We start from the raw sequence: 19332 nt of genomic DNA on the forward strand, positions 1-19332 counted from the left end.
CGGACCCACTCCCGATCAAGATCATTCACAAACTTTTGTACCACCTGGATACTGTCCCCCTGGCCGACTGAAGCGGAAGGTGGGGCGATCTCCATTGGTGCGCCCTACGTAGCGACCCGATTCATTCAAACCACTGGAGTGAGTGAGGGTGGCGCGAGTTGTGCGGCTGGAACTCGGGAAGAGCACAGCTAACTTTCTGTCTCCTTCACTAATGGGCTTCCACAAAAATCCGCCGGCGCCTTCAACTCGTGAGCCGGTATTGGTGATCGTACGGCAGTTTCCACTGGGTGGGGGGGGAGCCGTGCCTCCACCGCCACCACCGCTGCAAGCAACGGTGGATCCGCAGTGTCCGGAACAATCACAGTTGTAGGTTCCGGGAGAGCAGGCCTTGTTGGCCGAGAAGTCCCAGTTTTGGCAAGAGCCACCACCACCACTTGGGGGAGGAGTGGTTCCTCCTCCGCCTCCTCCACCGCCGCAGGCGACGGTCGATCCACAGTGTCCAGAGCAATCACAGTTGTAGGTTCCGGGAGAGCAGGCCTTGTTGGCCGAGAAGTCCCAGTTTTGGCAAGAGCCACCACCGCCCCCAGGAGGAGGAGTGGTGCCACCACCACCTCCACCATCGCAGGCCTTGGTCGATCCGCAGTGGTTAGCGCAGTCACAATTGTAGGTGCCTGCCGGACAAGTCCTGTTGTTATCAAAATCCCAATTTTGACAGGAAATCCCGCCGGGTGGTTGGCCACCGCCACCACCTCCACCGCCTCCACCGCCACCGGGGAGAACTTCACAAACCGAGGAGCCATCAGGGTATTGAGCGCCTGGTTTGCTGAAACGAATGGTCGGCCGATCGCCATTGGTGCGACCCACGAAACGGCCGTTTTCAGAGAAGGCATTGCCGTGTGAAACTACCGCCCCGTTTGCCTGACTTGACTTAGGGAACAAGACGACCAACTTTTGATCGCCTTCGCTAATGGGCTTCCACAAAAATCCACTGCCGTCTTCTTGGCGATTGGAGGTTTCAGGAATGCGGTAACAGTTACCTGTGCCGGCACCTGGCGGGTTGCCGACGCAACTGATACCTGAGAACTTATAGACCTTGCCACCGCCACCGTGTTGCTTGGTGCCGGCAAAGAGGTCACCATTGAAGACTTCAAGAGCCCAGGCTTCGGTTTCACGAAATTGATAAATGGTGTGCCAGGACTTTCCGTCGTCACAAGACATGATCAACGATGCACCACCGCCACGTCCCTTCCACTCCTTGGTAGTCAGTGCAACTAGATTGCTGTTGAAGTCAATGATGTTCGAGATGTGACTCATATTGTGAGTGGCGTACACCTTAGTCACGCTGGTGCCATCGAATTTCCAGATTGCCGATTCATTACCAGCGCTGTAGTCGGCAGAGCTGGCCAGCCAGAGATATCCGTTGTAAACATGGCTGCGGAAGAAGCGCGTTTTGTAGGACTTCCAACTCCAGTTTTTGCCATCTGTTGAAGTAAACATCCCGCCATCGTTTGTGTCTCGATAGACACCAAAGGCATAGAGTTTATTTTTGTATGTCTTGATCTCACGAATGTAGAGAGTTCTATTGCCACCGTCGTAGACTTTCTCCCAATTCAAGCCATCTTTTGATCGGTAGATTTGACCAGAAGGCCTTTCGTAATGGGAGTTGAGGGCATAGATATAGCCGTTGAGTACAGCCAACCCACAGCCTACTGGATTCGGTCCATCAAACACCTTGGACCATTGGGCTCCATCTGAGGAGCGATAGATCTGCCCGTCGCTCTCAGTATTGGCATACAGATAACCATTAAACTCTTCTAGAGCGCAGACCGACTCGCGCACGCGAATTCCCGGTGATTGTTCCCGCCAGGGCGGGAAAGTCATGATCTTGTTTTTACCCTGGTAGCCGAAGCCTCCGGCCACCAACTTGCCCTTGAATTCCTTCAGACTAAAAAAGCCGTCTTCGGGGCCAATGCCCACAACCTGAACCGAGTTTCCTGCAAAGGTGAGGAATTCTCCCTCCTCACTACTCAGACCCATTTCTTCCAGGGTCTTTGGGTTAAACTCACCGCTACAGGCCACGATGACCATCGCCAGGGTGATTTGAACTGGAAAACGAAGAAGAAACCAGACCAACCGATTCATTGGGACCATCCTTCCTAATGGACATCACACGTGCTGCAAGAGAGACAACGTGGGGTGGGCCGTCCTGACCACACCGTCATCTATTTATATGAGGTAAACCCGATCAGTTCCTTGGAATTTACCCAACCTCAACCATTGATAGGAAATTGCAAACAAGGTGCCCGCAAATCGACTTTCACTTGGCAAATTAGTGGGAGGAAAGTTCGGTCTTCAGTCAGAGTCTTCTCAATTGACCAATGACTTGAAGCGCATTCGGATTTCTACACAGGGGTCAGTATTCTGACTGCAGAGGGGAGGGTAAGTGTCTCAATTTGAAACGAAAAGTCCCTTCAAATACAACTGAAGCTGTTCCCGCCCGTCGGTCTCATCGAGAAGTGGTAGAAATTGGCCAAGGGCCTCCCGGGCTAACATTGCTTCGGCCAGGCTGGGGCGTGGACCCTGTCCTTGATAAAATCCAGTAGAGGAGTTCCACAGGTTTTGGTTGAGATAGGAATAGGCTGCCCGTGCCGAGGATTTGTACACCCCAACTTGGAACAAATGGGCCGACATGGACACCGCTTGAAGTCCTAAAATCTGGGTTTCAAAGTCAGTCCCACTATCCACATTGGTCTCGCGATCTAGACGAACTAAAGAGCGAAATCGGCCATTGGGTCCTTGCAGCCGTTGGGTCAGCATGTGGGTGAGTCCGACGGCCAGGTTCCTCAGTTCAGGGAGAACCTGTTGAATCTCCTCCATTGCCGGAGGGCGATTGGGAATCATGGACTCAAGGAGATATTTGGATTTTGTTTTGGGAAGCTCTTCTTCGCAAAAGCGGATAAACTCAATCAGGGCGATTAAAAAGGCAGAAGTGGATTTGGTCTTTATCTCCATGGATCTTATGCCATCCTTAATGTCGACCAGGCCAGCGAGAGTGGTGGGCCACTGACACTCCTCTTCCTGGTCGAACCATCTGGGATTGTTGTCCTCACAGATCTGTACCAGGGGTGTCCCTTTGGATTTAAGCGTCTTCAATATGAGGCCCGCATTGTTAAGTGCTTTTGCCAGCATCACATCCTGTGAAAAAGCCGGTACGTCCAGCGCATCGCTGGGAAGATTGGTGATCATGTCTTTGACGCGAATAGAGGACATAACATGGCCGAGAGTGGTGGGCTGCCAATCGTTAAATACTCGGGCCAGAGAAACAAATCCTCGCAACAGGCTGGCCTGTCCAGAAATATCCAGAGAGGGCAGGTGGCTGCGGCGGGAAAGACCAAAGCCCGCAATGAGCGAAGCCCGTAGGGGGAAGAAGCTCAAAGGCAGGAGCCGCTCCACGGGTTGGCTGGACTCAACCAAATGCCAATTTTCCAACTGCTCCTCGCTTGGGACTTCCTGGTTGTCTTGAGTGTGTAACATTCCTTCGAAACCAAGGATTTGATTGGCTCGAACCAAGCCAAGCAGTATAAGATTCTTGTTGTCTTGTGAGGAACGAATAAACCCCATGTCCTCGGGCCAGTGAGCTGTCGACTGAAGAATCTGGCCAAAGGCGTGGGCGCTCACTGTCAATCGCCCTCGTTGATCTTTGCTACCAGAAATGTGTGGGCCAAGCCTTCTGTTTTCAAGGCCAAAGCTCTCTGACTCAATGGCTGGGATAAAGCTGGTTCCAAACTGACTGCGATACCAGGCGTTGAGCTCATTGCGAACAAAAGAGGGGTAGTCCTCCGTGTAGCCTTCGATGCGATCGAATTCCTGATCAATCTGGCCTTTGATTTCCGCCAGGAGAAGCCAAGGAAGCTCGATCAAAGAATCGCGAATCATTCTCTGCACCCCAATCTTCATGGTTTTTAAAACTTCGGCCTCAATCTGGTCTCTCATCCGATCGATGCCATAGTCTTTGATCGCCGGCAGGATAAATAGGTGTTTGGCAATCTGGGTGCCAATTCCAGTGCATTCAATCCCCTTAAGGCAGTTACGATCGGCTTGGGAGGAATCCTTCATAAACTTGTAGAGGTCACGGGAAGCCCTTTGGAAGACCGGACCACGGTCTTTGGCTGGCATTTGATCCCAAACTTCAACCAAAAGAGCCAATGCCGATTTCTCATCTTTGGTTCGCGAAATGCGACGGGCAATCGTCTCCGCCGCCTTAAACTGCTCCTGGGTCTCAGGTTCTAAAGTGATATTCATTTCTTGAGTCAACTGACTGAGAATTTTGAGCGCCTCGTCAAGGCGAGGGGTCAAATCAAAGGACCTGAGGGTGGCAGTAACCGGATGCAGAGTCTTCTCCTGAAATGACTTGATACCAGCGATCACCCCCTCGCGGATTTTGGGTTCCAATTTGCCTATAGCAAAATCTGACAAGGTCTGGTCGATGTAGCGTTGAGCCAGGTAAACTAGATTGCCGGTTCTCATGTGAATGGATGACTGTTTAAGGTACCAGGATCTCCTCTGCAGCAGAAGGCGTACATTGAGAAGTTGGGTGTTCTTTTGTTCGTCCAGGTTGTATGTGTTCATGACGAAGGGGGTGATGCTGTGTTCGATGAGAAACTCACCAAATGGGGATTCACTAAATTTGGTGGACGAAAAGGTGTTTTCTCCCCAATAGAAAGCCTCAAAGTACTTTCGCAGGCTTCCTGGCTCCGTCAGGCTTTGTCCCACGGCCAAAGGAACTAGGGAAAACAGGTTCCCGGAGCTATAATCTCCTGAAGGAAGGTGGATGCGTATCGGCCGTTGGCTATCCACTGGTGGATGAACAACCGGGTGATCTATCTTCACGTCAGGTGGAGCAAAAGGACGAGTAGAGGTTGGCCGTGCGCAGCTACACAAAGTCCCCCCTGCAATTAGGGCGGCCAATCCAAATTGAATCTTTACCAACATTCCTCATCCCCCTAAAAAAACAGACTCAATCCAAGTTCATGAAGAACAGAAGCTTCAATATTGCGACCATCAAAGACACTGACCCACTCGTAGTAAATCGACCAGGGGATGGCCGATCGGCCTGCCTGGTAGGACTTGATGGTGCTAAATGTGGTTTCAATCCGGGCGAGGTGGGCATCCCGATCCGAACCCTTCTCCAAAAATTGGTCTCTCCCCGCGGGAGCTCCGGCAACCTGATCTTTGAATTTGTGCTCATATTGGTAACCCATGGCCACTGACCAGTAATCGCCAAAATCCTTAATGAACCCTGCTGTGCCACTGAGGATATCTCCCGGATCTTCACTGATCTGATATTTTTGGCTGGCATCAGGTAGAAGATCCTCAGCGTTCATGGGGACTCGTCGCTCCCGGTTTCTTTGAAAATTCAATTGATAGGAGGCCGCTCCAAGCAGGCGAAAACCGCCAGCCATTGGTTTTTCAGTGATCCAGGAAGTTTTCAATGCAGGTTGATGGAGGCTTTCAATGGCCGTGAGATCATCAGCATCGGGGACGGGCCCTGTTGGCAATGAGAGGTAAAATCGCAAAGTCTGCTGCAAGCTTGGCTTCTCAATCAGCCGGTAAATATTGATTATCTGGATGTCACCGACAAACTGGTCGTTCTTAGTGACTAAGGGCTTATAACCTTTGTCTGCCAAAGTCTGGAGAAAAACCTGCTTGTAGTCAGTATTCAGTAGAGCGAGGGTGGCATCGACCTCAGGCAGAGCACCATTAACATGGTCGCGAATCTGATTGAGGTTTCCAGCTGTGTGGGAAACTTCAATTTGGTTTGAATAGGTCATGATAGGAATAGCCAGTCCCACCGTCCATTTGTCCGTAATACCGGTAAGAATCACGGGTAGGGCGTAAGTGACATCCGGGTTCACCGAGACATTAATACGTCCCAAATGTAGCTGATCCCCTAGTTGGTATGAGCCATACTGATTGAGAAGGTTCACCAGTTGCCTTGCCTGAGGTTCCATTTGAGTCAAAGTTCGAGAGTTGAGTTCTATTGAATAGATGTCCGTAAGAGATCTGAGATCACCAGAATCTGTGAAATGACCGTTAAGGCCATCGAAGTTACCATAGCGCAATTGGATAGATCGAACCCCCTTGGGAAGAGAGTCCACATATTCCATGCCTTGGGCGACAGATCCGAGGATCATTCCCCACAAGCAAGCTGTTATGAATCTGAAGGGCAAAAACCCGTAAATGCCCGTCACCAGAAAACACCCCCGTCGTCCGTTTTTTGGCAGATATTTGATTGTCCATCTAGGTGAGCAAGATCTGTGCGCGGGAGGAAAGCCTATAGGAGAGTAGAGTGGCACGATTGTGAAATTTGATCACCTGGAGGGAAGTTCCTACAGATGCTTCCAAGGTCTTGAGAAGAATGTTCATGACTGTCAGGTTTTTGGCAGTTGTTGGGCCAATTCGTTCAGTTTTTCCATAATGGGTTTGAGCTCGTCGTTCTTGCGAAGTTGACGCCCGACATCCTCCATCCGGCCATCTTTTAGGTCATGGATAAAACCAACAATGATATTCATGGGGCCAGCGATGCGATGAAATGCCGCCATGGAAAACAAAAAAGCAATAGCCGCAAAGGTGATAAAGACGCCTAAAACAATAAGTGAAATCTCGTAGGTCGCATATTCAAACAGGGCCAAGATGCGTTGGTCGTCTCGGCCTAGACTTTGAAGAATCATATCCCGGCAATTCTCTACTCTATTGAGGATCAGAGCAAAGAGGGCTCCCATGATCACAGTTAGGGTGAGGAGATAATAAAGGCTGTATTTAATCTGAAAAGGTAAATCAAGGGGAAGGTTTCGTAGACGACGGCTTTCCCCAGAAGTGAGTTTACGTTTCTCCCCCATGCTGCCAGCCTCCCGCAAAGTTCTGTCAGTATCCATGGATGCCGCTCGATTTATTGTCCCTATCCTATCTCTGTCAGATAGCGGACACAAGTAAGAGAATCCATAAAGTGTCTCAAAATGAGATGGTTCACAACTTTTCTGGAGTTCGCGGTTTTCTTTAGCGTCACAGATGAGCAGGGGGTTAAGAAATGAAGAACTTGGTAAGAAGCCACCTAGAAGCCGGTTTTTACTCAATTGGGGTCATCATCCTTATATATAGTCTCCTTCTTATTGCCGTGACGGCCTCCGCCGAGCAAAGCGAAACCTCGTCCAGGCTGGCTCCAACTCTCAATCAGATTGTCGCAAGGCAGGCGTTTCAGGTGCGCAACGAACGGGTTGAGGCGACTGAACTAGTGGACAAGAAATTCCATTGGAAGTTTGAGGGAGATAATATGACGGGCCACCTTTACAAGCCGAAGGGCGACAGATTAGCCGCAGTGCTAGTATTACCGGGCCAATCGGGGCAGGTGACAACCCAGACCAAAGTCTTCTGCGAGAAGATGCGTCGAAAGGGCTATGTGGTTTTGGCGTTGGATTTGTCTGAGGTCAGTCGTGAGTCTGCTGTGGAAACCAGTCGAGCGATCGCCGAATCTTTAGGTTGGATGGAGGAGTTGGTTTATGTGGACTCTGCCCGAATTGGAATCGTCGGCGATTTACCAGGAGTGAAGGCCGAGGTCCGGCGTTCAACAAAGTCCCTTCCCAATTGAGAGCTCGTCAATATTTTGTTAACCCACCAACATGGGGAATCCACCCATTAGAATAAAGACGGGCAGAGATTGAGTTTCGCCCGCTTTGAGTTTGATCCAGGCAATGTTTTGGCCCATGAGGCTGGAATTAGGGTTGAGGGTTGCGTCCTGAGCTCCATGTCCCTTCAGTTCATGAAGAAACTCCGCTGTGGACGGTGCCCAATAGGTCCCGGATTTTGAACCCAGGTCCGTGATACGAGCTGAATTTCCCGTCTTTGTAATTTCAATCAAGGCATGCCCCACCTTGGCGGTCCCTTCTGGCCGACTAAGGGTCCTGTGGTTGAGATACAGGACGCCGTAGCGTAGACCAAGTGTTTCGTTTAGTACTTCTTGTGGAGGCCGTTTGTTTTCACTTCCGGGATCCCGTGCAACCAATATCTTGACCGGTAGTTCGTCAACCGGTACCTGCAAAGTCAAAAACAGGTGATCTCTTGCTTCAAAGACAAAATTTACCTGTCCCTCAAGTTCGGCTTGGTCGAAGAGCTGGATCTTCCACTTGATCTTCCTCTGTCCCGAAGGGACAAAACATCCTCCTCTCTCTTCAAGGATGCCATGGCCAGGGACGCTCTCCTGGGCCTCCTGGATAAAGTATTCAACCCGAACATTGGCGTAACTGGATTCTTCATCGGGGGGAATAGGGGCTCCATCGGGAGTAAAGTATTCGACGCCCAGGCGACCAGAGTCTGAAAAGGTCCTAAGGTCTCGATAGATATTGCGGCGAAAGTTCTTGTCGTCGAAGGGGATATCCATTTGTCGGGCGACTGATTTAAATATTTCCTCGGGTGTGGCTCGCCCTTGGGACTTCACAGCTTCCCATACCAGCAACATTCGACCTGCTTTACTGAGATCCCCCGGTTGTTTCGGCATGAGACAAGTTTAACACCTGCCCTGCACATTTTTAACACCAGCCAGCTCAACTCAAACTAAAGTCGGTCAATTAAGTTACAGAAATCACATTGGACTGCCCAACTTATGGTCAGGGAGACACGACAAAGACTGTCGCGGGGGGGTGAGAACTTCAACACACGGATGGCAATTTTTTTGTTTTAAACCAAACCAACCAATAACCAATCCTAATAAAGGGGGGAAAAACGATGCGGTATATCGGCAAATCAATCAGCGGACTGATGGTCGTGATCGGTCTTCTGATGACTTCAGTGACGGCGCAGGCGGCAAATTCGTCTTGCGAGTCCACGCGGTCATTGGCGGATTATTATCATGGCCTTTACGGCCGTTATTTGGGGCTCTATTTGGCCACCAATAATCAGAGCTATTTTAACTCGGCACTCAACTATCAGGCATTGTCTGAAACACGCCGGGACTCATATCACAACTGTATTAAGCCTTATGTCCCACCACCACCACCTCCGGGCGGAGACGGTGACGGCGATGGTGACGGCGATGGTGACGGTGATGGCGCAGGTGGGCCCTAATATTTCCTAATCATATTGAGGGTGCCCTGCCCAATCGGGGCACCCCTCTTTTTTTGACTTGTTGCTGGGGACTCGATGAGGGGGAATCATGACTTTCGATCAAAAATGGCTATCGTTTCTGCTCTTCTCATTTGCCATTATCTTTGTGGCCATGGGCCTCAGCGGCTGTGAGTACTCCAGTCAGGACATCAGCAAAACATCAGGTGGGTTGTCTCACTCACTTGCTAATAAGGTCGAGCAGTTGGTTGCGGCCAAGGGGAAGAAACCTTCGGACCAAGGTGCCGCCATCAGAGTCTGGAAAAAGGGCGAAATCACCTATGCTGCCCAGGCTGACAACAGGGGACAGATTTCTGCTCTGATTGAATCCGCAATTGAGAATCTGAAAAAGGAGGGGTCGGGAGAGGGAGTCGTTATTCTCTGCCTACCTCGTAATATGAATGTGGATCTCGAAAACCTTCGCGGCCAGGAAAGATCCCGAAAGGGTTTGCTCGGTGCTCGGCTTGGGCAAAGGAGTGAGTCCCGGTGGCTGTGTCCCCATGAAGTCACAGCCCAGAATCTTGAACTCGATATGATCGTTGACCAATTCACCTTGAAAAATATGAATCCCACGGAGCCCCTGGATTTCATTGGTGAGAAGTGGGCCTTTGATGAATTCGTGATTACAAACAAAGACGGCAGGATCTGGGAAGTAAATCCTCTCCTACGAGGGAAACGAGTCGTTTCCGCAGAGAGCGTATCAAAAGCTTCGACTCAGAAGACGGCTCAGTTGCTTGCGGACTGGATGTTCCGGTCGGTTCAAGCCGATGGCAGAATGCTCTATAAATGGCAGCCGAGCGAGAGCCAAGAGGCCAAGGGCAATAATATGATTCGCCAGTTTATGGCTACAGTCAGTCTCGTCCGCTGGGGCAATGCCCACCCGGAAAACGAAGAGCTGCAAAAAAAGATCAAACTGAATCTGGAATACAACATAAAGAGCTTTTACCGAGAGATGGATGGACTGGGAGTTATTGAATTCAGGAATAAACGAAAGCTTGGCGCCATTGCTTTAGCGGCATTGGCGATTCATGAATCCAAATTCCGTCAGGACTTTGATAAACAGTATCGAGGTTTGATCCGTGCCACCCAAAAAATGTGGCAGACGAATGGTTCCTTCCGAACCCATTATAGATCCAAGAAAAACGATAATCAGAACTTTTATCCTGGAGAAACATTGCTCCTCTGGTCCTATCTTTTGGCGGAAAAGGGCGACGAGAAGCTACTGACTCAGTTCAATAAGAGCGTGGATTACTATTATGGTCACTACCATCAGATTAAGCCAAATCCAGCCTTTGTGCCTTGGCACACGCAGGCCTACTACCGGGTATGGAAGATAAGCCAAGATGTGAAACTGAAAACGGCTATCTTCAGAATGAACGATTGGCTGGTAGAGACCATGCAGGAGTGGGATGGTCACGGTGTTTTGGCCGACGAAAAGGGCCGGTTCTCTAGCGAAGCCAAACCATTTGGTCCTCCCCACGCCTCATCCACTGGAGTTTACCTGGAGGGATTGATAGACGCTTACAGATTGGCTGTTGATGTCAAAGATGGTCTGAGGGCTAAGAGATATCGTACGGCAATGGTTCGTGGGATTCGCAGCCTTCAACAGCTCCAGTTCAAGGACTCGATTGATGCCTACTATGTCAAGAATCCCGATGCCGTTCTCGGATCTGTTCAGACATCGGTCTCTGACAACACCATTCGTGTGGACAATGTTCAGCACAATCTAATGGGCTTGATACAGATTCTGGAAACGCTGACGGAGGAGGACTTCCGTGTCCCGCAAGAGACATTTCGGGGTCGCATCATAAGCAATCGCAATTTCTCGGGAAAGAACCTATCTGACTATGACTTTCATGGAACCAATGGCAAGCACCTAGATTTCACAGGGACCAACCTGCGTGGCGCTGACCTGGGCCGCAGCATCTGTTGGCATTGTGACTTCTCTGGTGCGGATTTGCGTGGGGCTGACCTGTCCCAGGCCGAGTTTTTGCCACCTCGCTTTGAAGGAGCTCGAATTGATGACAGAACCAAGCTTCCCTTTCACGTTTCCAGATCTTTGAACTTGGGCATGGTGAAGGGAGACCAACAATGAACTGGTTGAAAGCCTATCTAAGTGGGCAGATCGAAGAAATTGGGCGGGATGACCGTTTGAGATGGTATGGCTCCTTTCTGGCATTGACTATGGTATGGACCTGGATCCTGTGGATGCAGAAGGGCATGATCAAACTGTTGGTTCAGGATCCCCCCTTTCCCCTCTGCTGGCCCTTTTTTGAAAACTGCCAGGCCTATCGGTTTTGGACCCCTGGGCAACTTCAGGTGTTTCTCTATGGCTTCTTGTGTCTGGCTTTTGTTTCGGCCGGTCTATTTTGTTTTAAGAAGCACCTCAAGACGGCCTGGGTTTCTCTTTTGGCGCTCAATCTGATTAAGCTCACTCTGTTTTGGCAATCCTATAAGCTCATGGGTAACTACCACTTTATGGCTTTTTTGGCCGGCTTTGCCTATTTGCTGGTGCCCAACAAGGTTCAAACACTGAAATTTCTCATTGTTGGCTTTTATGTATCGGCGGGCCTGATTAAGTTTGAATCCGAGTGGTTTTCGTCGGCGGCGATGCCCCAGCACTGGATTAAGTTTGGGCCCCCCGTATGGATAGAGAAGTGGGGATTGATGCCCGTCTCTTCGGCCTATGCTGTTCTTCTAGAAATGGTGATCGTGTTTGGACTCTTAAGTCGCAACAAGTGGATCTTCTGGAGCACCTTTGCTCAGTTTATTTGGTTTCATGTTTTTTCCTGGTTCTTTGTGGGGTTCTTTTATCCCTGTGTGATGAGTTGCCTGTTAATGATTTATCCTTTGGACTTCCTGCGACGCCGGCAAGGGGGGACGACAATGAGCCCCTTATTCCCAAAACAGGCGAGGCTCATTTCCTACTCTTATTTGGCCGTTTACGTTTTTCTTCAGCTGTGGCCTAAGGTTTTGCCCGGAGATACGGCTCTGACGAGTGAGGGCCGCATGGCGGCCCTTAATATGTTCGATAGCAATTCCCGTTGCCACTCGATGATTTTGGCCCATTTTTCTGGAAAGACCTTAGACCTGTCCGAAGGGAGAAACAGCTTAGGAATGAGTGTTCGCATTGGTTGCGAGCCACATGTTTATCTGTCGCGGGCCAAGCAATGGTGTCGGGAGTTCAATGGTGATCCGGAGTTCAAAGGTGTTAGCCTGAATTTGATTGCCCGACGAAGCAACTCAGAGTCCTATACCGCCCTTGTCGATTTGGATGACGTTTGCTCGGACTCGATTCAATACAATGCTCTGTTGCCCAACGACTGGGTGAACAAAGGGGTTGATGATGAAATTTAAGAGTTCTCCACTTAAGGCGCACCATATCCTATTTGGTCTTTACGCCCTTGTCGTTCTAGTGGTCATGAGTCAGACCGGACTGCAGGTACAGGCGAACAAGTCCAACCCTCGCTTGAGTGAGAATCAAACTTGGTCCAAAGCCATGATTGGTCGGAACTTGGTGAAGAATGCTGACGATGTCTCACCGGTAGCCGAGACAAAATGGGTGGTGGATACCTCCCGGCTTGAAATGAAATCCAAGGAGGGGGAGCTCATTTGGCAATTTGTTCTTCCTGATCCCAAGCAAGGACGACTGGACCAGGTGATCGAGAATGGTTCATTTTTGATCGTGGTGACCTCCAAGAACCGGGTCTACAATCTTCATCGTCTTTCGGGGCAGGTGATGTGGGGAACGGTCGTTGGAGAAGGGTCCCTTGAGAAGGCCAGGGTGATCGACGATCAGCTGAGGATTGAGCTCCTGACCCCCACCCGCCCTCAGAGGCTTATGGTGGTGACTCTGAGCCCTGTTGATGGGCAAATGCTTTCGCGGGCCTTTGCCGAATTCGCAGGGGACGAGCCTGAACTCCTCGCCGACGCCGAACTTCCAGGAGGAGCCGAGCTTGCTGAGCTTTCAGCAGCTGAGGCGGCCCTTGCCCAGAGCCTGCGATCTCCTAAGGTGCCAAACACCTTCCCAGAAGTGTCTAAGTGATTGATCTCAGGTGAAGGGGTGTCTATCTTTTGGACGCTCACGCGCGACAGAGACTGTCGCGCCATTATGAGATCCTTTAATCAGAGGTAGATAAGTAGTTGTTTGGTGTTGAATCTGACCCTGATTAAGAAACCCGAGAACGCCCGGCGGGATCTTGACTGGGAAACTGACGTTGAAAAAGGAATCTGACTTTTCTAGCCGCTCTTTGGGCGTCCCGATCACCCACGGGACGCCCACTCTTTCTTGCTGACTGTGGTGGGTATACGAGGCGCAACGCAAAGAGGGGAACCATGAAAGTAGAAATCAGATGGAGATCAATCTTAGTTGTGATTTTGAGTATTCCTTATTTAGCTTTTATTGTGAGCGGTTGCGAAACTGCTCGACCCCTGAAGCTTGAAAGTGACCAGCCTATTGAGGTGTCCTTTATGTCAGGGTCTGGTGAGGTGGTTCAATTCCTGGCTGAAGCTACAGCTTATGTGGAGAATCACCATTACAAGGCTCTGCACTGATTATTGAAATCTATAGCCCCGAATATAGAGAATGCCCCGAAGGAGCGGTCCCCACCGCTCCTTTCTTTTTTGGATTAAGGATTTTCCTTAAAAAACTTTTGAATGGCAAACATCGTATGGCGATGTACTGACGCTCCCGGATGCTCAGAAGAAATCAAGCGAAAGGTCTTATTTTTCGATGGGAAGGCATTGAACAAGCGTTCACCATCTTTGTGGGGAATTAACCGGTCCTGGTCGCCATGGACAACTAATACAGGGATACTCACTTTTTTGGCAACGGCCAAAGAATCATAAAGATGTTCAGGTACCAATCCGCGGGCGAGAATTTCGGGAATAATAAAGGTATTGGCGCTTACGGTGGCAGCAAAGCTCGACCAGGGGGCGATGAGAATCAACTTGTCGACCTTATCCATGGTTTGATCAAGAGTCTGCATGGCCACGCCCGTACCGAGGGAGTAGGCCATCAGGGTCAAGTTCGGACGGCCCTCACCACCTTGCCGTTTCCACACTTCCTGAAGCCAATTGACGGTGGCCACACCTGATTGGGTATAGGTAATTTGATTAGCGGGTCCTTCGCTGTAACCATATCCAGGGTAATCAAACACGGCGACGTTGACCTTAAACAGCCGAGCCAATTTTCTCAGGTATTTGTCCCGATAGGTAGAGTAAATGTTTTCGCCGTTGCCGTGGAAGTACAGAAGAATGGGCTTGTCGGTCTCGATTTTGCCGTCAAACTCAGGGCCACAAACCCAGGCTTCGACCTTAACTCCATCCGAGGGGTAGAGGAATTCGCCCAAACAACCAGCCTGGCTCACGTGCCCAGCGGGTTCGGCATAAGTGTTCGCATATCCAGATGGGTAGAGCATGGTTTGCACCATGTTTTCTACGAATTGCTTGAAATCGCCTTCTTTCTTTTGGCCGTCAGCAGGTACCGTCTCAGCAGGTACAGCCGCGTTTGGGCTAGCTGCCTGGGCGGGGTGGGCGCATCCAAGAGCAAGGGCAAAAAGACTAAGTCCGGTGGATAGATGAGTAAATAGGGGGACCATTTTGGGCATGGGTTTTTCCTTTTTTCAAGTCGTTAGCGTCAGCTCCACTACATGGGGAGAAGAGGAGCCTGATTTGAGTGGTTTTGTTAAAGGCAAAGCTTATGCCACAAAAAGGGCCAACTAAAGATAGTCGGGCCCTCACTTTGTCGAAGCTTGACGAGGCTCTAGCTGGTTCGCCGGAATTGGTACGAGTGAGTGACGATCCACTCGCGAATGAGTTGGTAGTCTTTGGCGTCTAGATCGAGAAATGTGACGTACACTTCCCAGCCATCGTCAACCTCACTGCAGTCACAAATTCGTAATTTCGACGGATCGATATTGAGATCTCTCAAGGCGACGAGATCAAATATGAAGTGAGCATCCGAGGACTCTTCAAGAGGAATGGGTGAGTGAATGACGAGGCCTTTAACGCTAACAGACTTCACTTTAAGAGGCATTCGCAGTTCCCCACCAGATTGAGGAGCCGAATCCGGAAAGACCAATTCCTCAAATTGGGGGCGGGTGCCGAGGAGGGCCTCGACTCGGCGGAGGAGCAAATCCCGTTGAGGGGGTTTCATGATGAAGTCCCAAGCACCGGCCTGCATGGCGCGCTTGATTTCCGCCTGCTCACTTTCGTTGGCGAGAAGTAAAATCGGAGGTGTGGCGCGGTCTTTAATGATTTGGACTTCCCTTAACAGGCGAATTCCCGACATCCGCGGCAGATGAATATCAAGTAGGGCCAGGTCAAAATCGAAAGTCCGGAGAGCGTCCATGGCGGCGTAACCATCGCTCACGCATTTCACCACAAATCCTGCCTGCTCCAGCATGAACTGAGTGAGCTTTAGGACCCTGGGGTCCCCTTCGACTAGGAGAACATTGCGCTTCAAAATACCACCTCAGTCCATCTTATCGGAATAATTGGGGCAAAACATGGGTCTGGGATTGGTTTACGGCAGAAGGCGGCTCAACAGGGCGACGAGGGCGGTTTCGATCTTAAGGGTTCTCTCCCCCCAAAAATGGAGTTGAAAGCCGGCCTCAAGGAATTTTTCCACCTCGTAGTCAATCCAGCCTCCTTCGGGGCCTACGGCCAAAGTCCAGTGTTGAGGCAGATGTCGATGAGCTTCACTCGAATTGCGATCGGAGCGGACTCGGGACCCGGGATGAGCCACCAGGCCCTGACTGTGGATCAACAGCCCTGGCGCAACGTCCTCGACAAACGGCTTAAAACCCCTATGAAGGTGTACCTTGGGTAAAATGGTGTCGCGTGATTGCTCTAGACCGAGCAGAAGCTCTTCATGAAGGGTCTCGGTCCCTAATTGCTGACTTTGCCAAAAGGACTTTTCCACCCGGAAGCTATTGATGAGGTGAATGGATTTAACACCCAAGGTGGTGACCGACTGAATGATTCTTCCCAGATACTTGGGGCGAGGAAGGGCGAGAACGAGCTGAACGGGAGCCGGGGCTGGTGGGTTTTCGTTTAGCTGTATCTCAAGCTGAATCTTGTCTCCAGAGAACTCCAGGATCTGTCCCGTGCCAATTGGGCCATTGAGAAGTCCCGTGCACAAAATTTTCCCCTGCTGACACTGGTTGGTTTTGACCAAATGATCCACGCGTCGGCCGCTGATCAGGGCGCGATCTGGGGAAATTAGATCTGGTTGATCAAGGAGCAATAGGTTCATGGCCGCTATATTGCCAAGTGGAGTCAAAATGATCAACAGGGCTTGTGCCCAAATGATGGATTTTCCAAAATAGAAGAGTGAATAAGAACCTCTTCCTTGCAGTTTTCTCTGTTCTTTTCGCTTATGGAGTAGCCGAGGCGCTTGCGACCTTTTGTTATGTCAAAGGATGGATTGAACCCTATTCCATTTGGTTTTTGGAGAAACATGGTCCAGGAATCAGTCATGTTTCCTTTGATCCCGTGATTGGCTATAGGCTGTCGTCTAGGCCGACTCGTATGGGGGCCTACACCACAGTTGGGGGAGTACAGACCTGGGCTTCTTCGCGAGGAAATAACTTAGGATTCCCAGATTTCGAAGACTTTAATCTTAAACGAAGCCATGAAAACCAAATTCGTGTGGCGGTGTTTGGGGATTCTTTTTCAGCCTCCCAATACCTGTCCAAGCCTTGGCCAGAGCAGGCGGAAGAGCTGCTCGAGAGGAGAGGGCTGCCGATCGAAATCATGAATTTTTCGATTGATGGTGGTGGATTAGGCAATTGGTGGTCCACCATTGTGGGGTTGATCGAGAAGGAGAAGATGGAGATAGATGCCTTCGTGTTTGCTGTCTGGAGCACTGATCTCAATCGGTCTTTCATGCTTTGGGACGATGAGGCCTATTTGGAATTGAACTGGCCGCAGGCGGAAGTTGGCGCTCAGTATATGCAGGATTGGGACACCAATAAGTTTCCGAAGAGCAGGGATGAGTTGATCCTTGGGCCATTGAAGCGATTTTTCCTGTTGAGTTCAAATGAGGTGGACCTTTTATTGGCAGGTAAACTCAGTTTGCCCACGGACCGCAATTGGGATCCGTTCCTTTGGAAACTATTTTGGCACCAGGTAACCCCTGTGGCTCAGGCCGATAATGATTCGATACCACCACCATTGGGTGGTTTTAGCGATCCGGGTAAGTTAAAACTCATTCAGGAGATCCGCACTTTTGCTGAAGGTCGACGAATCAAGATCTTTGTGGTGAATAATGCTGATAACTATTTTGACGGCGTGGGTTTCGCCAACCTACTTGATGCTGAGATGATCGACGGAAGTCAGGTCTATAATCGATTGAGAAGTTTTAGTCAGGGTAATTACTTTATCCCCCTAGATGGCCACTTCATGCAAAAGGGAGCAGACCAATTCGCAGATTTTATGGCTGAGAAAATTGAACATTGGTATAGAAGCGGAAAATTCCAAATTACTTCAAGGCCTGGGCAATAGCCGCTATTTCATCAGCTTTGAGATTCACCAGCCCTCCCATTGTAGGCACTCCAAAAATCGCTGATTTGATCTGTTGTTGAGTGGCACCTTTCTGATCTGTGTTGGCCAATGAAAAGTGACAGCTCTGGCAATGCTGGGTATACAGAGCTGGCCCATCGGGAAGAGTGGGTGGAGTGCCCCCATTATCCGTGACCGACAGTTGTACTTGGAAGGAGTCCTGACTGCCATCCGCATAGAGCACCCAAAGATCAACTTTTAGATCGCCGGCATGGGAACAGGTAATCAGAGAGGACTGTAGATTACTGGCGGTGTCCTGGACGCAGTAGTTAGAGCCATCTGCCAACTGATGATCCCACATGGCATCGACCCACTGTTTATCCTTGATTCCCATGACCAGAGTCATGCTTTCCCCCTTTCCCATCTCCGTGGAATTGGATGTGGAGTAGATGGGCACTCCTTCCTGGATTTGGTAAAGGTCCCGAAAGTCGACACGGTCCTCCAGAGAACCTTCATCGTGCCAGGAGCCAACAACGGAACAACCTTGTCCCATGAGGAACAGAAATAAAAAGAAAATACTGGTCAGAAACAGATGAAAGCTGTTCATCGGTTTAGAAACTCCTTACTCGTGACAACCCGGAAAATAAAGTCTTTGAGCTTAAATTGGTCAGCCTCCAAATCCATGTAAAAGTGAGTCATTGATTCAGGCAGTGGTTTATCGTGATCCAAACCAAACAGGCGTCCGACAACCCGTTGGGTGACGCAGTTGCGGAACTGTTGAGTTTGAGAAAATAGGCCAGCGTATTCGCGAAGGCTCGCGACATTGGTGCCTTTGTAAGTTGCACTTACTCCATCGGCTACGATGTCTTTGGTTGTTGAAGCCTTATTGGTATCAGTGACTGTAATCTCACCAGCATTGGGATTCGGATTAGGGTTGGGATTGTAGAATCCCTTGCGATCAAAGGTGTAAAACAAAGTGGCCCGGCTATTCATCGTCTTGTGGCAATCATAACATTTGGGAACACAATCCTGACAGGCAAAGGTCTTGAGGGTGCCGGGAAGCTGCTCAGGTAAAAGCCCTTCATCTGATTTGTCTGGATACTCAGAGCAGGCAAACACCTCGAAGACCTTCGAAACTCTTCTAAAGTTAAAGGCCGCCTGCCATTTTTCCAAAAACCCACGTGTGGTGATGGCGCCAGCAGCATTGGCCTGTGCTAGGGCTGGTGTCGAGAAGGAGGAACAGTTGATTTTCTTAAGTTGATCATCGACACAATAGTCAGCCGTGAGAATCTGTCGGTAGTCCTCATTGTTGGTGATGAGATAGGCCGCCAGATTAGCGGGTTCGCTGTAGTTGATTCCTCCGCTGGTTCCACCCATCTCAAAGTCATTCATTGACGTCAACTGTACGGCCGTCTTGAAATTATCAGAATCAAGAATGGAGCGGATCACCTGCTCGTACCCTTCTTGGGTCGCGGCCATCGACATCTCCTCATCAGTGGGAAATTTTTGAGCCAGAGCGACCATAGCGGTTTTCATCGCCTTTAGTCTTTGTTCATCCGGGCTTCGTGAGCGCAGAGGCACAGTATTGCCGGTGAGATCCTTGGCGCTGTAGCCATTGCAAGAGATCAGGGTCAAAGACAAGATCAAAACTCCAAAAATGTTAAATGGCATCCT

Annotated in this window: 17 protein-coding genes; 7 read left to right on the forward strand and 10 right to left on the reverse strand. The window is 50.1% G+C overall.

The window, feature by feature from the left end:
• Positions 1–21: 21 nt before the first annotated feature.
• From H6624_01470 to H6624_01485, 4 genes are all read right to left on the reverse strand, one after another.
• Positions 22–2142, reverse strand: a complete 2121-nt coding sequence (locus tag H6624_01470; protein MCB9082977.1) for a hypothetical protein — start codon at positions 2140–2142, stop codon at positions 22–24.
• 306 nt (positions 2143–2448) lie between these two features.
• Positions 2449–4992, reverse strand: coding sequence for a hypothetical protein (locus tag H6624_01475; protein MCB9082978.1), 2544 nt, complete (start codon positions 4990–4992; stop codon positions 2449–2451).
• A gap of 11 nt (positions 4993–5003) precedes the next feature.
• On the reverse strand, positions 5004–6194 hold the full coding sequence (locus H6624_01480; GenBank protein ID MCB9082979.1) for a hypothetical protein: 1191 nt from the start codon (positions 6192–6194) through the stop codon (positions 5004–5006).
• Positions 6195–6431: 237 nt separating this feature from the next.
• On the reverse strand, positions 6432–6935 hold the full coding sequence (locus H6624_01485) for a hypothetical protein (protein ID MCB9082980.1): 504 nt from the start codon (positions 6933–6935) through the stop codon (positions 6432–6434).
• 152 nt (positions 6936–7087) lie between these two features.
• Here H6624_01485 and H6624_01490 point away from each other — a divergent pair, with 152 nt between their 5' ends.
• Positions 7088–7645, forward strand: a complete 558-nt coding sequence (locus H6624_01490) for an alpha/beta hydrolase (GenBank protein MCB9082981.1) — start codon at positions 7088–7090, stop codon at positions 7643–7645.
• An 18-nt stretch (positions 7646–7663) separates the two neighbouring features.
• Here H6624_01490 and H6624_01495 read toward each other — a convergent pair whose 3' ends face one another.
• Complete coding sequence (locus H6624_01495; GenBank protein MCB9082982.1) at positions 7664–8512, reverse strand: hypothetical protein; 849 nt, start codon at positions 8510–8512, stop codon at positions 7664–7666.
• A 266-nt stretch (positions 8513–8778) separates the two neighbouring features.
• Here H6624_01495 and H6624_01500 point away from each other — a divergent pair, with 266 nt between their 5' ends.
• The 5 genes from H6624_01500 to H6624_01520 all read left to right on the forward strand — a co-directional run bounded on the left by H6624_01500 (position 8779) and on the right by H6624_01520 (position 13707).
• The gene (locus tag H6624_01500) at positions 8779–9117 is read left to right on the forward strand and encodes a hypothetical protein (GenBank protein MCB9082983.1); all 339 of its coding nucleotides are present in this window, start codon (positions 8779–8781) and stop codon (positions 9115–9117) included.
• Between the two features lie 88 nt (positions 9118–9205).
• Positions 9206–11248: a pentapeptide repeat-containing protein gene (locus tag H6624_01505; protein ID MCB9082984.1), complete on the forward strand. Its 2043-nt coding sequence runs from the start codon at positions 9206–9208 to the stop codon at positions 11246–11248.
• Positions 11245–12510 carry a hypothetical protein gene (locus H6624_01510; protein ID MCB9082985.1) on the forward strand — a complete coding sequence of 422 codons (1266 nt, stop codon included), beginning with the start codon at positions 11245–11247 and terminating at the stop codon, positions 12508–12510. Before H6624_01505 ends, H6624_01510 begins: the two co-directional genes overlap by 4 nt.
• Positions 12497–13198: a hypothetical protein gene (locus H6624_01515; protein ID MCB9082986.1), complete on the forward strand. Its 702-nt coding sequence runs from the start codon at positions 12497–12499 to the stop codon at positions 13196–13198. Before H6624_01510 ends, H6624_01515 begins: the two co-directional genes overlap by 14 nt.
• Positions 13199–13488: 290 nt before the next feature.
• Entirely contained in the window at positions 13489–13707 is a 219-nt protein-coding gene (locus H6624_01520) for a hypothetical protein (protein ID MCB9082987.1), read from the forward strand.
• A gap of 74 nt (positions 13708–13781) precedes the next feature.
• On the opposite strand, the gene H6624_01525 is transcribed toward H6624_01520, so the two are convergent.
• From H6624_01525 to H6624_01535, 3 genes are all read right to left on the reverse strand, one after another.
• A complete protein-coding gene (locus H6624_01525; protein ID MCB9082988.1) occupies positions 13782–14762 on the reverse strand; it encodes an alpha/beta fold hydrolase in 981 nt (326 codons plus the stop codon).
• A gap of 155 nt (positions 14763–14917) precedes the next feature.
• Positions 14918–15619: a response regulator gene (locus H6624_01530; protein ID MCB9082989.1), complete on the reverse strand. Its 702-nt coding sequence runs from the start codon at positions 15617–15619 to the stop codon at positions 14918–14920.
• Positions 15620–15679: 60 nt separating this feature from the next.
• Entirely contained in the window at positions 15680–16411 is a 732-nt protein-coding gene (locus tag H6624_01535; GenBank protein ID MCB9082990.1) for a 16S rRNA (uracil(1498)-N(3))-methyltransferase, read from the reverse strand.
• 77 nt (positions 16412–16488) lie between these two features.
• On the opposite strand from H6624_01535, the gene H6624_01540 reads away from it, so the two are divergent.
• Positions 16489–17661 carry a hypothetical protein gene (locus H6624_01540; protein ID MCB9082991.1) on the forward strand — a complete coding sequence of 391 codons (1173 nt, stop codon included), beginning with the start codon at positions 16489–16491 and terminating at the stop codon, positions 17659–17661.
• Here the strand turns inward: H6624_01540 and H6624_01545 are convergent.
• Complete coding sequence (locus tag H6624_01545; GenBank protein MCB9082992.1) at positions 17639–18265, reverse strand: cytochrome c; 627 nt, start codon at positions 18263–18265, stop codon at positions 17639–17641. The genes H6624_01540 and H6624_01545 overlap by 23 nt on opposite strands.
• Positions 18262–19299: a hypothetical protein gene (locus H6624_01550; protein MCB9082993.1), complete on the reverse strand. Its 1038-nt coding sequence runs from the start codon at positions 19297–19299 to the stop codon at positions 18262–18264. Before H6624_01550 ends, H6624_01545 begins: the two co-directional genes overlap by 4 nt.
• Between the last annotated feature and the right edge of the window lie 33 nt (positions 19300–19332).

Source organism: Pseudobdellovibrionaceae bacterium (genome assembly GCA_020635075.1).
Classification (GTDB): Bacteria; Bdellovibrionota; Bdellovibrionia; order Bdellovibrionales; family UBA1609; genus JADZEO01.

What these genes read in the sequence shown, in the direction of transcription:
- H6624_01470 (MCB9082977.1), bottom strand. Translation starts at nt 2,142, where the DNA reads ATGAATCGGTTGGTCTGGTTTCTTCTTCGTTTTCCAGTTCAAATCACC.
- H6624_01475 (MCB9082978.1), bottom strand. Translation starts at nt 4,992, where the DNA reads ATGTTGGTAAAGATTCAATTTGGATTGGCCGCCCTAATTGCAGGGGGG.
- H6624_01480 (MCB9082979.1), bottom strand. Translation starts at nt 6,194, where the DNA reads ATGATCCTCGGATCTGTCGCCCAAGGCATGGAATATGTGGACTCTCTT.
- H6624_01485 (MCB9082980.1), bottom strand. Translation starts at nt 6,935, where the DNA reads ATGGATACTGACAGAACTTTGCGGGAGGCTGGCAGCATGGGGGAGAAA.
- H6624_01490 (MCB9082981.1), top strand. Translation starts at nt 7,088, where the DNA reads ATGAAGAACTTGGTAAGAAGCCACCTAGAAGCCGGTTTTTACTCAATT.
- H6624_01495 (MCB9082982.1), bottom strand. Translation starts at nt 8,512, where the DNA reads ATGTTGCTGGTATGGGAAGCTGTGAAGTCCCAAGGGCGAGCCACACCC.
- H6624_01500 (MCB9082983.1), top strand. Translation starts at nt 8,779, where the DNA reads ATGCGGTATATCGGCAAATCAATCAGCGGACTGATGGTCGTGATCGGT.
- H6624_01505 (MCB9082984.1), top strand. Translation starts at nt 9,206, where the DNA reads ATGACTTTCGATCAAAAATGGCTATCGTTTCTGCTCTTCTCATTTGCC.
- H6624_01510 (MCB9082985.1), top strand. Translation starts at nt 11,245, where the DNA reads ATGAACTGGTTGAAAGCCTATCTAAGTGGGCAGATCGAAGAAATTGGG.
- H6624_01515 (MCB9082986.1), top strand. Translation starts at nt 12,497, where the DNA reads ATGATGAAATTTAAGAGTTCTCCACTTAAGGCGCACCATATCCTATTT.
- H6624_01520 (MCB9082987.1), top strand. Translation starts at nt 13,489, where the DNA reads ATGAAAGTAGAAATCAGATGGAGATCAATCTTAGTTGTGATTTTGAGT.
- H6624_01525 (MCB9082988.1), bottom strand. Translation starts at nt 14,762, where the DNA reads ATGCCCAAAATGGTCCCCCTATTTACTCATCTATCCACCGGACTTAGT.
- H6624_01535 (MCB9082990.1), bottom strand. Translation starts at nt 16,411, where the DNA reads ATGAACCTATTGCTCCTTGATCAACCAGATCTAATTTCCCCAGATCGC.
- H6624_01545 (MCB9082992.1), bottom strand. Translation starts at nt 18,265, where the DNA reads ATGAACAGCTTTCATCTGTTTCTGACCAGTATTTTCTTTTTATTTCTG.